Below are 13123 nucleotides of genomic sequence, written 5' to 3' on the forward strand. Positions count from 1 at the left end.
TCCACCCCAAAATGGGACCATTCACCCCTCGAATCGCCCGCCGATCAGGAATTCGACATTGCCCTCGGGGCCGGTGATCGGGCTGACGGTGACGCCGAGCACGCACCAACCCGGCCGGGCAGCGAGCCAGGCCTCGATGCGGTCGCAGACCTCGCGGTGCAGTTCCGGGTCGCGCACCACGCCGCCCTTGCCGACCCGGTCGGGCCCGACCTCGAATTGCGGCTTGATCAGCGCCACCAGCCAGGCCCCCGGCGCCGCCAGGGACAGGGCGGCCGGCAGCACGATCTCCAGCCCGATGAAGCTGGCGTCGCAGACCACGATGCCGACCGGGTCGGGGATCAGCGCGCGGTCGAGATGCCGGGCGTTGGTCCGCTCCAGCACCACCACGCGCGGATCCTGGCGCAGCGACCAGGCCAGCTGGCCGTGGCCGACATCGACGGCGTAGACCTTCGCGGCGCCGCGGTTGAGCAGCACGTCGGTGAAGCCGCCGGTCGAGGCGCCGACATCCAGCCCGACCAGCCCGGCCGGGTCGATGCCGAAATGGTCGAGGCCCTTGACCAGCTTCAGCCCGCCGCGGCTGACCCAGGGGTGGTCGCGGCCGCGCACCGACAGCGCCTCGGGCACGGCGACGCCGTCGCCCGGCTTGTCGACCCGGCGCGTGCCCTCATAGACCAGCCCGGCCAGGATCAGCGCCTGGGCCCGGGCGCGGCTCTCGGCCAGGCCGCGTTCGACCAGAACCAGATCCGCCCGCGGCCGCTTCGCCATCGATCCTCTCCGACAACCCGTCAGATGCGGTTTACACCGTTTGCGGTTCTGGAGTGTGATTCCGATCAGATCCCGAGTCGATGGCTCCGAGTCCCGAGGGAACGATCCCATGCCGCCCTGCAACTTCGCCATCGTCGGCCCCGGCTGGCGCACCGAGTTCTTCCTGCGCGCCGCCCGGGCGCTGCCCGACCGCTTCCGCATCGACGGGGTGGTGGTGCGCGACCCCGCCCGCGGCGCCGCCTTCGAGGCGCAATGGGGGCTGCCGACCTTCCGCTCGACCGAGGCGCTGCTGCGCCTGACCCGGCCGCGCTTCGCCGTGGTGTCGGTGCCGCAGCCGGCCGCACCCGGGGTGATCGCCGAGCTGGCGGCCGCCGGCATGCCGGTGCTGAGCGAGACGCCGCCGGCGCCGGACCTGGAGGGGCTGCTGCGGCTGGCCGAGCTGGTCCGCGGCGGTGCCCGGCTGCAGGTTGCGGAGCAGTATTTCCTGCAGCCGACCCACGCCGCCCGGCTGGCGCTGATCGCCGCCGGCCGGATCGGCACGCCCAGCCACGCCCATGTCTCGGTGGCGCATGGCTATCACGGCACCAGCCTGATCCGGAAATATCTCGGCCTGGGCTTCGAGAACGCCGCCATCCGCGCCCAGGGCTTCGCCAGCCCGATCGTGGCCAGCCCGACACGGGCCGGGCCGCCGGACGAGTTCCGCATCGCCCGGTCGGAGCAGACCATCGCGACGCTGGATTTCGGCGAGCGGCTGGCGGTGTTCGACTTCACCGGCGACCAGTACCATTCCTGGATCCGCGGCCCCCGCGTGATGGTGCGGGGCGAGCGCGGCGAGATCCGCGACGACGAGCTGCGCTATCTGGAGGACCACCGCACGCCGGTGACGCTGCGGCTGCTGCGCCAGGATGCCGGGCAGTACGCCGACATCCAGGGCCATCACCATCTGGGCATCCTGGCCGGGGCGGATCGGGTGTACCGCAACCCCTTCCCCGGCGCCCGGCTGAACGACGACGAGATCGCCGTCGCCGCCTGCCTGGAGGGTATGGCGACCTATGTCGAGACCGGGGCGGATATCTACAGCTTCGCCGAGGCGGCGCAGGACCAGTATCTGGCGCTGTCGATCGCGGCGGCACGGGCGTCGGGAGAGGTGGTGCGGACCACCACGCAGCCCTGGGCGCCCCAGCCCTGACGCGGGCTGCAGGGCCGGAGCCGGCAGATCAGTGGATGCTGGCTTCGCGGCCGACGGCGAAGATCGACTGCACCAGGCCGGAGAAGCGGCGCGGGTCGTAGGGCTTGGGCAGGATCGGCAGGTTGCGGTAGGCGGCGGGCAGGCTTTCGCGCGGATAGCTGGTCGCCAGGATCACCGGCACGCCGCGCTGCAGCAGAATGTCGATGGCGGGAAAGGCCGCGGCGCCGGCGAGGTTGAGGTCGACCATGGCGCCGTCGATGGTCTGGTTGCGCGCCATCTCGACCGCGCGCGACACGGTCGTCGCCGGCCCGACCACGGTGCCGCCCCAGGTCCGGAGCGTCAGTTCGAGGTCGAGGGCGACGATCTGTTCGTCCTCGACGATCAGGATGCGGCGGCCATGCAGATCGACCGCATCCTCCGCTTCGCTGTAGAGCAGTCCCATTTTCCACTTACCCACGGTGGCCGGCGCGCTGCGCGCCGGCCCGTCGGGCCCCTTCCTTTTGCCTGCCGAAAAAGGCGGCGGGAATTCGTCATCTCGATGCCATAAACACGCGATCGCATGGCCGGTTCCCCAATGGCAGCGATGCCACGACGGAATCCCGCCCCTGTGCCGTGAAGGATGCGCAAGGCGGAAACCAACAAGAAACGGGCCATTTGGACTACACTGTGCCGGCTGAACCGGCGCGGCGACGGAAGGGGGCTTCGCGGACGCATGCGCGTGTGGAAACAATTTCTGGTGATCGGCCTGCTTGCCGTCGCGGCGGCGGGCGCGTGGCATTTTGCGCCGTGGCGGGCGGACGGCGCGGTCGCGCCGCACCGTGACGCGTCGGTTCCGGTGATGCTGGCGCCGGTGCGCAGCGGCACGGTGACCGAGGCGGTCGACGCCGTCGGCACCACCCGGGCGCGCGAGGCGGTGACCATCACCGTCAAGACCACCGGCATCGTCGGCACCATCGCCTTCGAGGACGGCCAGACCGTCACGGCCGGGACGCCGATCATCCGGCTGGACAGCGCCGAGCTGGAGGCCGCGGTCGCCTCGGCCGAGGCCGAGCTGAGGAACTCGCGCCAGGCCCTGGACCGGGCCGAGACGCTGTCGAAGTCGCGCAACGTCGCCCAGGCCCAGGTCGACGCGCTGCGCGCCGACCTCGAGGTCAAGACCGCCGCCGTGGCGGCGCAGCAGGCGCGGCTGGCCGAACGCGTGATCACCGCGCCCTTCGCCGGCACGCTGGGAATCCGCCAGGTCAGCCTCGGCGCGCTGGTGTCGCCCGGTACCCCGATCGTCACCCTCGACGACCTGACCCGGGTGAAGGTCGACTTCAACCTGCCCGAGATCCTGCTGTCGCGCCTGTCGCCCGGCCTGGCCCTGGAGGTGCGCAGCGACGCCTATCCCGACCGCGCCTTCACCGCCGTCGTGACCTCGGTCGGCACCCGGATCGATCCGGCCACCCGGTCGGTCAACACCGTGGCGGAGATCGACAACCGCGACGGGCCGCTGCGCCCCGGCATGTTCATGACCGTGCGGGTGCAGCTGTCGTCCAACCCCGCCGCCCTGCTGGTGCCGGAGCAGGCGCTGGTGCCGCTGGGCACGCGCCAGTTCGTCTACATGATCGTCGGCGGCCGGGCGGCGCGGCGCGAGGTGACGCTGGGCATGCGGATGCGCGGCGAGGTCCAGATCCTGACCGGCCTGGAGGCGGGCGACCTGGTGGTGACCGAAGGCACCCAGCGGCTGCGCGACGGCGTGCCGGTCGAGGTGCAGGAGGCCGGCGCCACGCCGGCGGCGACCTGAGATGGTCCTCTCCGACACCGCGATCCGGCGGCCGGTCTTCGCCGTGGTGGTCAGCCTGCTGCTGGTGGTGCTGGGCGTCTTCGCCTTCCAGCGGCTGACCGTCCGGGAATACCCCAACATCGACCCGCCGATCGTGTCGGTCAGCACCGCCTATGAGGGCGCGTCGGCCCAGGTGATCGAGAGCCAGATCACCCAGGTGATCGAGGAGGGCGTGGCCGGCGTCGCCGGCATCCGCACCATGCGCTCGACCAGCCAGGAGGGCCGGTCCAGCGTCCGGCTGGAATTCGCCATCGACCGCGATGTCGAGAGCGCCACCAACGACGTCCGCGATTCGGTCGGCCGGGTGATCGGGCAGCTGCCCGACAATGCCGACACCCCGATCATCCGCAAGGTCGATTCCGACGCCAGCCCGATCATCTACGCCACCCTGACCAGCGAGGGCCGGTCGGCGCTGGAGCTGACCGACCTGGCCCAGCGCTATGTCGTCGACCCGCTGTCGGCGGTGTCGGGCGTGGCGCAGGTGACGATCGGCGGCGAGCGCGAGCCGTCGATGCGGATCTGGCTGGACCGCAACGCCATGGCGGCACGCGGCGTCACCGTGCAGGACGTCAGCAGCGCGCTCGAGGCGCAGAATGTCGAGTTGCCGTCCGGCCGGGTCGAATCGAGCGACCGCGAGCTGACGGTGCGGACCAACACCCGGCTGTCGACCCCGCCGGAATTCGCCCGCATCGTGCTGCGCCGCGAGGGCGAGACGCTGGTGCGGCTGGGCGACGTGGCCCGGGTCGAGGTCGGCGCCCGCGACGACCGCAGCGGCTTCCGCGTCGACGGCCGCCCGGCCATCGGCGTCGGCGTGGTCAAGCAGTCGACCGCCAACACGCTGGACGTCGCCGCCGATGTCCGTCAGGCGATGGACACGCTGCGCCAGTCGCTGCCGCCGGACGTACAGATCGAGATCTCGTCCGACGACAGCGTCTTCATCGACAAGTCGATCGACGAGGTGTTCATCACGCTGGGCATCGCCCTGGCGCTGGTCATCGGCATCGTCTTCATCTTCCTGCGCAGCGTGCGCGCCACGCTGATCCCGGCGGTCGCCGTGCCGGTGTCGATCACCGCATCCTTCATCATCCTCGCGGCGCTGGGCTATTCGATCAACGTGCTGACCCTGCTGGCGATGGTGCTGGCGATCGGCCTGGTGGTCGACGACGCCATCATCGTGCTGGAGAACATCAGCCGGCGGATCGAGCTGGGCGAGCCGCCGCTGGTGGCCGCCTATCTCGGCTCGCGCCAGATCGGCTTCGCCGTGGTCGCCACCACCGCGGTGCTGACCGCGGTGTTCGTGCCGATCTCGTTCCTGCAGGGCAATGTCGGCCGGCTGTTCAGCGAATTCGGCATCACCGTCGCCTCCTCGGTGCTGTTCTCGGCCCTGGTCGCCCTGACCCTGACCCCGGCGATGTGCAGCCGGCTGCTGCGGCCGGCGAATGAGGAGACCTGGCTGCACAAGGTCACCGAGCACGGCTTCGACCTGCTGAACCGCGGCTACCGCGCGGCGCTGGGCTTCGCGCTGGGCGCCCCGGTGCTGGTCTGCGCCATCGCCCTGGCGCTGAGCGTCGGCGCCGCGGCGCTGCTGCACGGCCTGCCGCAGGAATTCGTGCCGACCGAGGACCGCGGCCGGGTGGTCGTCAGCGCCACCGGGCCCGAAGGCTCCAGCATCGACTACACCGGCGCCCAGCTGGCACGAATCGAGAGTGCGCTGTCGCCCTATGTCGCGGCCCAGGACGTCACCCGCCTGCTGTCCATCCTGGCGCCGGGCTGGGGCCCGACCGGCGTCAACCGGGTCACCGTGATCGGCCAGATGAAGCCGTGGGACGAGCGCACCCGGTCGCAGCAGCAGGTGGTGCGCGAGCTGTCGGCCAAGCTGTCGGACATCCCGGGCATCCGCGCCGTCGGCATCAACCCCAGCGGCCTCGCCCGCGGCTCCGGCGCGCCGGTGCGCTTCGTCATCGGCGGCAACACCTATGAGCAGCTGGCGGCCTGGCGCGACCAGCTGCAGGACCGGCTGCGCGGGTCGCCGGTGCTGCGCAACCTGCAGGCCGACTACGACGAGACCAAGCCGGAGCTGCGCGTCGCCATCGACCGCGACCGCGCCGCCGACCTGGGCATCTCGATCCGCGCCATCGGCGAGACGCTGGAGACCATGTTCGGGTCGGTCGCCGTCACCCGCTACGAGGATGACGGCGAGGAGTACGACGTGGTGCTGCAGGCCCGGGCCGAGGACCGGCAGACGCCGCGCGACCTGTCCAACATCTTCGTCCGGGCATCCGGCGGCACGCTGGTGCCGCTGACCAGCCTGGTCAAGCTGCAGGACGTGGCCGGCCCGGCCAGCCTGGGCCGGTTCGACCGGGTGCGCGCCATCACCTTCACCGCCAGCCTGGCCGACGGCGCCACGCTGGGCGACGCGGTGACCGAAGTCCGCGTCGCCGTCGCCGACACGCTGCCGGCCGAGGCCCGGCTGTCCTGGGACGGCGACACGCGCGAGTTCCTGGAGAGCAGCGCCTCGCTCTACATCACCTTCGGCACCGCGCTGCTGATCGTGTTCCTGGTGCTGGCGGCGCAGTTCGAGAGCTTCGTCCACCCGGTGACGATTCTGCTGACCGTGCCGCTGGCGATCTTCGGCGCGCTCGGCTCGGTCGCGCTGCTGGGCATGACGGTGAACATCTACACCCAGATCGGCATGGTCATGCTGATCGGGCTGACGGCCAAGAACGCCATCCTGATCGTCGAATTCGCCAACCAGCTGCGCGACGAGGGGCGGGACGTGCTGGCGGCGGTGCATGAGGCGTCCGCCACCCGGCTGCGGCCGATCCTGATGACCTCGATCGCCACCGCGCTGGGCGCCCTGCCGCTGGCGATCGCGACCGGGGCCGGCGCCGAGTCGCGCCAGGCGATCGGCGTGGTGATCTTCGGCGGCGTCATGGTCTCGACCCTGCTGTCGCTGTTCCTGGTGCCGGTGATCTACCAGGCCCTGGCCCGCTTCACCGCCCCGGCCAGCCGCACCTCGAAGGAGCTGGAACGCCAGCTGCTGGTCCATCGCAGCGAGAATCCGGCGGCGGAGTAGGGAACGCCGCCGGGCCTGGGAAAATCCGCCGAAGCGTGGCGGAATTTTCGCCGGGCGCCCTCACCCTTCATGCCCCACCCCAGGCGGCCGGCCGCCTGCCGCTGCGGCACGCCGGTTGCTAGGCACCCCATGCCGGCCGAACCGGCCGTGGATGCAGGTGGGGGGGAACAGCCATGAGGCGATGGGCGATCGCGGCCGGGATCGGGGCCGTGCTGATGGTGGCGGCCGGGGCGGCGGCGGGGGCCGCCTATCTGGTGGTGGTGCGGCCCAACTACCCGCAGCTGGCGCCGGCCGACTTGCCCGCCCCCGGCACCCGGGCCGAGGCGCAGCGCCAGGACCTGGAGCGGCTGCGCCAGCTGCCCGAGATCGACCGCAGCTTCTCGCCCGAAGCGCTGGGCCGGTTCGACCAGCGGATCGACGGCCTGCTGGCCGAGGTCGCGGCGGCGGCGCCCGGCGGGCTGGATGACGCCGGGTTCGAGCTGGGCGTCACCCGCGCCGTCGCCCTGGCCGAGAACGGCCACACCTATGTCCGCGGCGTCGCCATGGGCCGGTCGCTCAACGCGCTGCCGCTGCGCCTGGTGTGGTTCGACGACGGCCTCTATGTCGTCTCTGCCCGGGCCGCGCTGGCCGACCTGCTGGGCGCCCGCGTGGTGACGCTGGGCAGCCGCACGCCGGAGGCGCTGGCCGGCACGCTGCGCCCCTATTTCGGCGGCCGCGACAGCCGGGCGCGGCTGCTGTCGGTCTCGCTGATCTCGTCGCCGGCGGCGCTCCACGCCCTGGGCCTGCTGCCGTCGCCCGATGTGGCTTCCCTGGTGCTGGACCTGGCGGACGGCCGCCGCGTGACCCGCGAGATCGCCGCCGACCCGCGGCCGGCGATGCGCGGAGAGGGCGCGGTCCGCCAGCCGGCCATCGACCTGCTGCCCACCGCCCTGCCGCGGGATGACGGGCCGTGGCGGCATGTGCTGTCCGGGGCCGCGACCCTGCCGCTGTACCTGCAGCAGGGCGACCGCACCTACTGGCAGGCCTATCCCGACGCCGGCACGCTGTTCGTGGAGCTGCGCGGCATCAGCGACGATGCCGGGACCGGCCTGGCGGACTTCCTGGCCCAGGTGGTCGAGGAGGCGTCACGGCGCAAGCCGAAGAGCGTGATCGTGGACCTGCGCGCCAACCCCGGCGGCAACTATGTGCTGACCGCGGATTTCACCCGGCGCCTGCCCCAGGCGCTGGGGCCGGAGGGTCGGATCTATGTGCTGACCGGGCCCGACACCTTCTCCGCCGCGATCACCACCCTGGCCCGGCTGAAGTATTTCGCCCCTGGCAATGTCGAGATCGTCGGCCAGGCCACGGGCGATTTCACCGCCTTCTGGGCCGAGGGCGGGCGCACGGCCCTGCCCAATTCCGGCATCTCGATCCGCTATGCCAGCGCGTTCCACGACTGGCGCAACGGCTGCGGCCTAGCCGAGATCGGCCGCTGCTTCTGGCTGAACTATGTGTACGGCGTCGCCGCCGGCGACCTGTCGCCGACCGTGCCGACCGGCTTCACCTTCGCCGACTACCGGGCCGGGCGCGACCCCGCCCTCGACGCCATCGCCGCCCGCGGGCCGGCCGCCTCGGCCGGCGGCTGACCCTCGCCCGTCAGCGAATTACGAAACTTTAACCGGTGCCGCGGGTTGAAGCCGGGTTCCCAAACCGGCTGGGTTCGTTCACAAGCGATCCGGCCGCATCATCCCGGAGAGCACCGTCTTGGACCATCTGAGCGCGATCATCCTCGGGGTGATCGAGGGCATCACCGAATTCCTGCCGATCTCGAGCACCGGGCACCTGATCATTGCCGAGCATTGGCTGGGCGAACGGTCGGACACCTTCAACATCGTGATCCAGGCCGGCGCGATCCTGGCGGTGACGGTGATCTACTGGCGCCGCCTGCTGGACCTGATCCTGGGCTGGCGCCAGCCGGAAAACCGCCGCTACGGCATCCGGCTGCTGGTCGCCTTCGCCATCACCGCGGTGCTCGGGCTGGTGGTCAAGAAGCTGGGCTTCACCCTGCCGGAAAACATAGCGCCCATCGCGTGGGCGCTGATCATCGGCGGCGTCTGGATGATCTGGGCGGAACGCCAGGCGGCGAAGCAGCCCGACAGCTCCCGGGTGACCTGGCTGGTCGCCATCGTGGTCGGCCTGGCACAGGTCGTCGCCGGCGTTTTCCCCGGCACCTCGCGGTCGGCCGCGACCATCTTCGTCGCCATGCTGGCCGGCACCAGCAACCGCGCCGCCGCCACCGAATTCGCCTTCCTGGTCGGCATCCCGACGATGTATGCGGCCAGCGCCTACCAGCTATACGGCGCGTTCAAGGAGGGCGCCCCGCACGAGGATTGGAGCGCGCTGGGCATCGCCTTCGTGGTCTCCACCATCACCGCCTTCATCGCGGTGAAATGGCTGCTGGGCTACATCCAGTCGCACCGCTTCACCGCCTTCGCGATCTATCGGATCGTGTTCGGCGTGCTGTTGCTGGGCGCCGCCGCGCTGGGCTGGATCGCCTGATTCGCGAAGGCGTTACCCGACGGTTCTAACGGCTGCGGCCGTAGCCGCCATATCCGCCATGGCCGTATCCACCATAGCCGCCGCGGTAGCCGTAGCCGGGCTGGCCATAGTAGCCGCCGCGATTGCCGTAGTAGCGCGGATAGCCGCCGTAATAGTTGCGATACCCACCGTAGTAGCGTGGGTAGCCGCCATAGTAGTAGTTCGGCTGCACATAGGCGTAGCTGTCGCCATAGCCGTAGCCGTCATAGCCGCCGTAGCCCACGGGATAGGCGACGCAACCACCGAGACCGACCGCTGCTGCGGCCAAGACGCCGGCCAGAACAAACCGGCGCAGACGGGTCCGTGACATGACCTGATACTCCATCAGGTCGCGGGCTGTTGCCGCAGTCATCGCGGCATCCGCGACCTCATGGAATAACGTTGGGCGGCGTTGCAGGTTCCACCAGGAGCCTCGGCGTCACAGCGGATGCACCCTCCGTACGCCTCTGCTGTACGCTTCTGGCATACGTTCGCACCTATCCGCGGATCCGCTGCTGCAGCCAACCCCAGCTGGCCTTCGGCTGTGGCACGTCGGCCCGGTCGGCCCAGGCCACCAGCCCGGCGGGCGGGGCCCGGCCGTCGTCCAGCACCGGGCCGGCGAAGACGGTTGCGACCGGCACCCCCGCCGCCCAGGCCGCATGGGCGGCCTCGAAATGCGCGTCCAGCCGGGCGATGCGAACCGTGTCCTCGATCCGCCCCTCCTGGGCCGGCGGGTCGTCGACGGCGAGGCGCAGCGACAGCTGGACCGGCAGCTTCGGCCAGGCCTGGACAAGCCGGTCGAGCGCCCGGCGCAGCGAGTCGGGGCCGGCGGTCTCGATCGCTACGGCGCCGCGCGGCCGTTCGGCCAGCGCCACCCCGCCCGGCGCATCCGCCTCCATCCGGGCCCACAGCGGCCCGGCATGGTCCAGCAGCAGCAGGTCGACCGGGCCGCGGCAGCGCGCCGCGTCGTCGTCCACCACCACCCGGCCCAGCCGCTCCAGCGCCAGATCGGGATAGCGGCCGTCGCGCAGCGTCGCCACCGACGCCTCCCAGCCCAGCGCGTCGGCGAAGGCCACGGCGTCGGACGAGGCCAGAGTGTCGTCCCAGGGGTCGGGCGGCGGCGACGCCAGGGCGGCGCCGAGGCGCCAGCGCGTGCTTTCCTGGCGCAGCGCCGCCAGCGCCAGGCCGCGGCCGAGCAGCAGGTGGTGCAGCGCGGCGGTGAAGGCCGCGGCTTCGGCCATGCCGATCGGCCGGTCGCGCCATGCCGCCTCGTCGCGGGCGAAGCCGGGCGCGCCGGCATCGATCGCCAGCGCGGCCATGCGGTCGCCGATGCGGTCGGCCGCGCGGCAGGCGAATTCGGCGAAGCGCCAGGCGGTGTCGCGCCCGGTCCAGCCGCCGCGCAGCCGCAGCTCGCGCGGCAGCCGCGCCGGCGCCAGCACCGGCCACGGGGCCAGCCCGGCCTCGCCCAGCGCATCGACATGGCGGTCCAGCCGGCCCAGCGCCGCGGGGTCGAGGCGGCCACGGCCTTCCGGCTGCAGCGTACCCCAGTCGAGCGCGAAGCGGCCGGCGACGGCCCCCATCTCAGCGGCCAGGCGCAGCGCCTCGGCCGCCTGCTGCGGCGGCGCCTCCGCCCCCGGGCCGAGATCGGCGCCCCAGCGCGGTTCGGCCGGCGCCGGCTCTAATTCGTCTCCCCGCCCTCCGGGCCCCAGAAGATCACCCATGTCGCAAAATCATCGCTGAACTCCTCGAACCGGTGCTCCATATGCGCCGGAACGAAGATCACGTCACCCGGCCCGAACGGCTTGCGCTCGCCGTCGCGGAAAAAGACGCCGTTGCCGCGCCACACGACATAGAGCTCGTCGCGCTTGTGTGGGCCCTGCGGATCGGTGCCGCGCGGGGCGTACAGCCCGGTCTTCATGGTGCCGTGCTGCATGCGGTCGATGAACTGCTCCGCCGGCAGCCCGGGGATCAGCGCGGCGGTCTGGGCTGCGGTGATCAGCCAGTCCTGGTCCATGGCGTCCTCCTTCGTCCCTGTTTTCGGAAACGGTAGGACGATGCGGGCCGCCGGGCGACCGGAACCTTGTCTCGCGACAACCGGCGGCTTTGCACTGGGGCCGATTCGGGTCTATGTCGCGGGAAGCCCCGCCCGGAGAGCGACATGACCGAGACCAGCTTCGATCCTACAGATCCCGCCTCCTATCCGCATTGGGCGGACGAGCGCGTGCGCTATTCCGACACCGACGCGCTGGGCCATGTGAACAACAACGCCTATGGCGTCTATTTCGAGACCGCCCGCCTGCACTTCTTCCTCGATTCCGGGATCAAGCTGGGCAAGAGCCGCGGTGCCGTGGTGGTGCGCATCACCATGAACTTCCTGCGTGAGCTGACCTGGCCGAACGACGTGCGCATCGGCACCCGGATGACCAGGCTGGGCGGCAAGTCCTTCACCTATGCCCAGGCCCTGTTCGTCGGCGACCGCTGCCACGCCACGGCGGAGACGGTGAGCGCGATGTTCGACCTGGAGACCCGCCAGTCCTTCCCGCTGCCGGAGGAGCTGCGCGCCCGCTTCGCGTCGCAGGTCTGATCCCGTCCGACCGCGCCCGGCCGGCGCTTCCCATCGGCCCGGCGCTTCCATAAAGTCCGCCCGAAAGCCGCTTCGGGCTTGCCAGGAGACCCCTCCCATGCCGAAACCCGCCCTTCATGTCGCCGTCACCGGCGCCGCCGGCCAGATCTGCTACTCGCTGCTGCCCCGCATCGCCCAGGGCGACGTGTTCGGCAAGGACCAGCCGGTGGTGCTGCAGCTGCTCGACCTGCCGCAGGCCCTGAAGGCGGTCCAGGGCGTGGTCATGGAGCTCGAGGACTGCGCCTTCCCGCTGCTGGCCGGCATCGTCGTCACCGACGACCCGAAGACCGCCTTCCGCGACATCGACGCCGCCTTCCTGGTCGGCTCCCGCCCCCGCTCCCAGGGCATGGAGCGGCGCGACCTGCTGTCGGCCAATGCCGAGATCTTCAAGGTCCAGGGCCGCGCCCTGAACGAGGCGGCCAAGCGCGACGCCAAAGTGCTGGTGGTCGGCAACCCCGCCAACACCAACGCCTACATCGCCACCCGCAGCGCGCCCGACCTGCCGCTGGGCAACATCACCGCCATGGTCCGGCTGGACCACAACCGGGCGCTGGCGCAGCTGGCGGCGAAGGCTGGCGTTGGCACCGCCGCGATCGACAAGCTGGTGATCTGGGGCAACCATTCGCCCACCATGTTCGCCGATTACCGCTTCGCCACCGCCAACGGCCGCAAGCTGCCGGAGCTGATCGGCGACGAGACCTGGTACCGCGAGACCCTGATCCCGACCGTGGCCCGCCGCGGCACCGCGATCATCGAGGCGCGCGGCTCCTCCTCCGCCACCTCCGCCGCCAATGCGGCGATCGACCATATGCGCGACTGGGTGCATGGCAGCGACGGGCGCTGGGTGTCGATGGCGGTGCCCTCCGACGGCTCCTACGGCGTCCCCGAAGGCCTGGTCAGCGGCGCGCCGGTGATCTGCGCCGGCGGCAGCTACAGCCGCGTCACCGGGCTCGAGATCGACGGCTTCGCCCGGTCGATGCTGGACAAGACGGTGGCCGAGCTGACCGAGGAACGCGACGCGGTCGCCGCCCTCCTGGCCTGATCCTGATGCGGCCGGGGGCGTGCCCGAAGCGGGCATGCCCCCGGCTT

General features: G+C 71.4%; 12 protein-coding genes. 7 read left to right on the forward strand and 5 right to left on the reverse strand.

What is annotated here, in order from left to right; translation table 11 throughout:
- Positions 1 to 21 precede the first annotated feature (21 nt).
- Positions 22 to 765 carry a TlyA family RNA methyltransferase gene (locus E9232_RS23320; protein ID WP_309798020.1) on the reverse strand — a complete coding sequence of 248 codons (744 nt, stop codon included), beginning with the start codon at positions 763 to 765 and terminating at the stop codon, positions 22 to 24.
- Positions 766 to 874: 109 nt separating this feature from the next.
- Between E9232_RS23320 and E9232_RS23325 the strand changes: the two genes are divergently transcribed.
- Positions 875 to 1954 (forward strand): Gfo/Idh/MocA family protein, encoded by a 1080-nt coding sequence (locus E9232_RS23325; RefSeq protein WP_309798021.1) that lies wholly within the window; start codon positions 875 to 877, stop codon positions 1952 to 1954.
- Positions 1955 to 1982: 28 nt separating this feature from the next.
- On the opposite strand, the gene E9232_RS23330 is transcribed toward E9232_RS23325, so the two are convergent.
- Complete coding sequence (locus tag E9232_RS23330) at positions 1983 to 2396, reverse strand: response regulator (protein ID WP_309798023.1); 414 nt, start codon at positions 2394 to 2396, stop codon at positions 1983 to 1985.
- A 276-nt stretch (positions 2397 to 2672) separates the two neighbouring features.
- On the opposite strand from E9232_RS23330, the gene E9232_RS23335 reads away from it, so the two are divergent.
- The 4 genes from E9232_RS23335 to E9232_RS23350 all read left to right on the forward strand — a co-directional run bounded on the left by E9232_RS23335 (position 2673) and on the right by E9232_RS23350 (position 9393).
- Entirely contained in the window at positions 2673 to 3740 is a 1068-nt protein-coding gene (locus E9232_RS23335; RefSeq protein WP_309798024.1) for an efflux RND transporter periplasmic adaptor subunit, read from the forward strand.
- A 1-nt stretch (position 3741) separates the two neighbouring features.
- Complete coding sequence (locus tag E9232_RS23340) at positions 3742 to 6855, forward strand: efflux RND transporter permease subunit (RefSeq protein ID WP_309798029.1); 3114 nt, start codon at positions 3742 to 3744, stop codon at positions 6853 to 6855.
- A 173-nt stretch (positions 6856 to 7028) separates the two neighbouring features.
- On the forward strand, positions 7029 to 8480 hold the full coding sequence (locus E9232_RS23345) for a hypothetical protein (protein WP_309798031.1): 1452 nt from the start codon (positions 7029 to 7031) through the stop codon (positions 8478 to 8480).
- Between the two features lie 118 nt (positions 8481 to 8598).
- Entirely contained in the window at positions 8599 to 9393 is a 795-nt protein-coding gene (locus tag E9232_RS23350) for an undecaprenyl-diphosphate phosphatase (protein WP_309798033.1), read from the forward strand.
- 25 nt (positions 9394 to 9418) lie between these two features.
- Here the strand turns inward: E9232_RS23350 and E9232_RS23355 are convergent, their stop codons facing one another.
- The 3 genes from E9232_RS23355 to E9232_RS23365 form a co-directional block, all read right to left on the reverse strand.
- A complete protein-coding gene (locus tag E9232_RS23355) occupies positions 9419 to 9742 on the reverse strand; it encodes a hypothetical protein (RefSeq protein ID WP_309798035.1) in 324 nt (107 codons plus the stop codon).
- Positions 9743 to 9908: 166 nt separating this feature from the next.
- Complete coding sequence (locus E9232_RS23360; RefSeq protein ID WP_309798036.1) at positions 9909 to 11132, reverse strand: family 1 glycosylhydrolase; 1224 nt, start codon at positions 11130 to 11132, stop codon at positions 9909 to 9911.
- Positions 11090 to 11425 carry a cupin domain-containing protein gene (locus E9232_RS23365; protein WP_309798037.1) on the reverse strand — a complete coding sequence of 112 codons (336 nt, stop codon included), beginning with the start codon at positions 11423 to 11425 and terminating at the stop codon, positions 11090 to 11092. The genes E9232_RS23360 and E9232_RS23365 overlap by 43 nt, the downstream gene beginning before the upstream one ends.
- 144 nt (positions 11426 to 11569) lie before the next feature.
- Here E9232_RS23365 and E9232_RS23370 point away from each other — a divergent pair, with 144 nt between their 5' ends.
- Together E9232_RS23370 and E9232_RS23375 are read left to right on the forward strand one after the other, a co-directional pair.
- Complete coding sequence (locus E9232_RS23370) at positions 11570 to 11995, forward strand: acyl-CoA thioesterase (protein ID WP_309798041.1); 426 nt, start codon at positions 11570 to 11572, stop codon at positions 11993 to 11995.
- A gap of 97 nt (positions 11996 to 12092) precedes the next feature.
- Complete coding sequence (locus tag E9232_RS23375; RefSeq protein ID WP_309798044.1) at positions 12093 to 13076, forward strand: malate dehydrogenase; 984 nt, start codon at positions 12093 to 12095, stop codon at positions 13074 to 13076.
- Positions 13077 to 13123 lie beyond the last annotated feature (47 nt).

The organism is Inquilinus ginsengisoli (genome assembly GCF_031453975.1).
In the GTDB taxonomy this organism is placed as follows: domain Bacteria; phylum Pseudomonadota; class Alphaproteobacteria; order DSM-16000; family Inquilinaceae; genus Inquilinus; species Inquilinus ginsengisoli_A.

Coding starts and splice junctions, on each gene's coding strand:
- E9232_RS23320 (WP_309798020.1), bottom strand. CDS start 765: ATGGCGAAGCGGCCGCGGGCGGATCTGGTTCTGGTCGAACGCGGCCTG.
- E9232_RS23325 (WP_309798021.1), top strand. CDS start 875: ATGCCGCCCTGCAACTTCGCCATCGTCGGCCCCGGCTGGCGCACCGAG.
- E9232_RS23330 (WP_309798023.1), bottom strand. CDS start 2,396: ATGGGACTGCTCTACAGCGAAGCGGAGGATGCGGTCGATCTGCATGGC.
- E9232_RS23340 (WP_309798029.1), top strand. CDS start 3,742: ATGGTCCTCTCCGACACCGCGATCCGGCGGCCGGTCTTCGCCGTGGTG.
- E9232_RS23345 (WP_309798031.1), top strand. CDS start 7,029: ATGAGGCGATGGGCGATCGCGGCCGGGATCGGGGCCGTGCTGATGGTG.
- E9232_RS23355 (WP_309798035.1), bottom strand. CDS start 9,742: ATGTCACGGACCCGTCTGCGCCGGTTTGTTCTGGCCGGCGTCTTGGCC.
- E9232_RS23360 (WP_309798036.1), bottom strand. CDS start 11,132: ATGGGTGATCTTCTGGGGCCCGGAGGGCGGGGAGACGAATTAGAGCCG.
- E9232_RS23365 (WP_309798037.1), bottom strand. CDS start 11,425: ATGGACCAGGACTGGCTGATCACCGCAGCCCAGACCGCCGCGCTGATC.
- E9232_RS23370 (WP_309798041.1), top strand. CDS start 11,570: ATGACCGAGACCAGCTTCGATCCTACAGATCCCGCCTCCTATCCGCAT.
- E9232_RS23375 (WP_309798044.1), top strand. CDS start 12,093: ATGCCGAAACCCGCCCTTCATGTCGCCGTCACCGGCGCCGCCGGCCAG.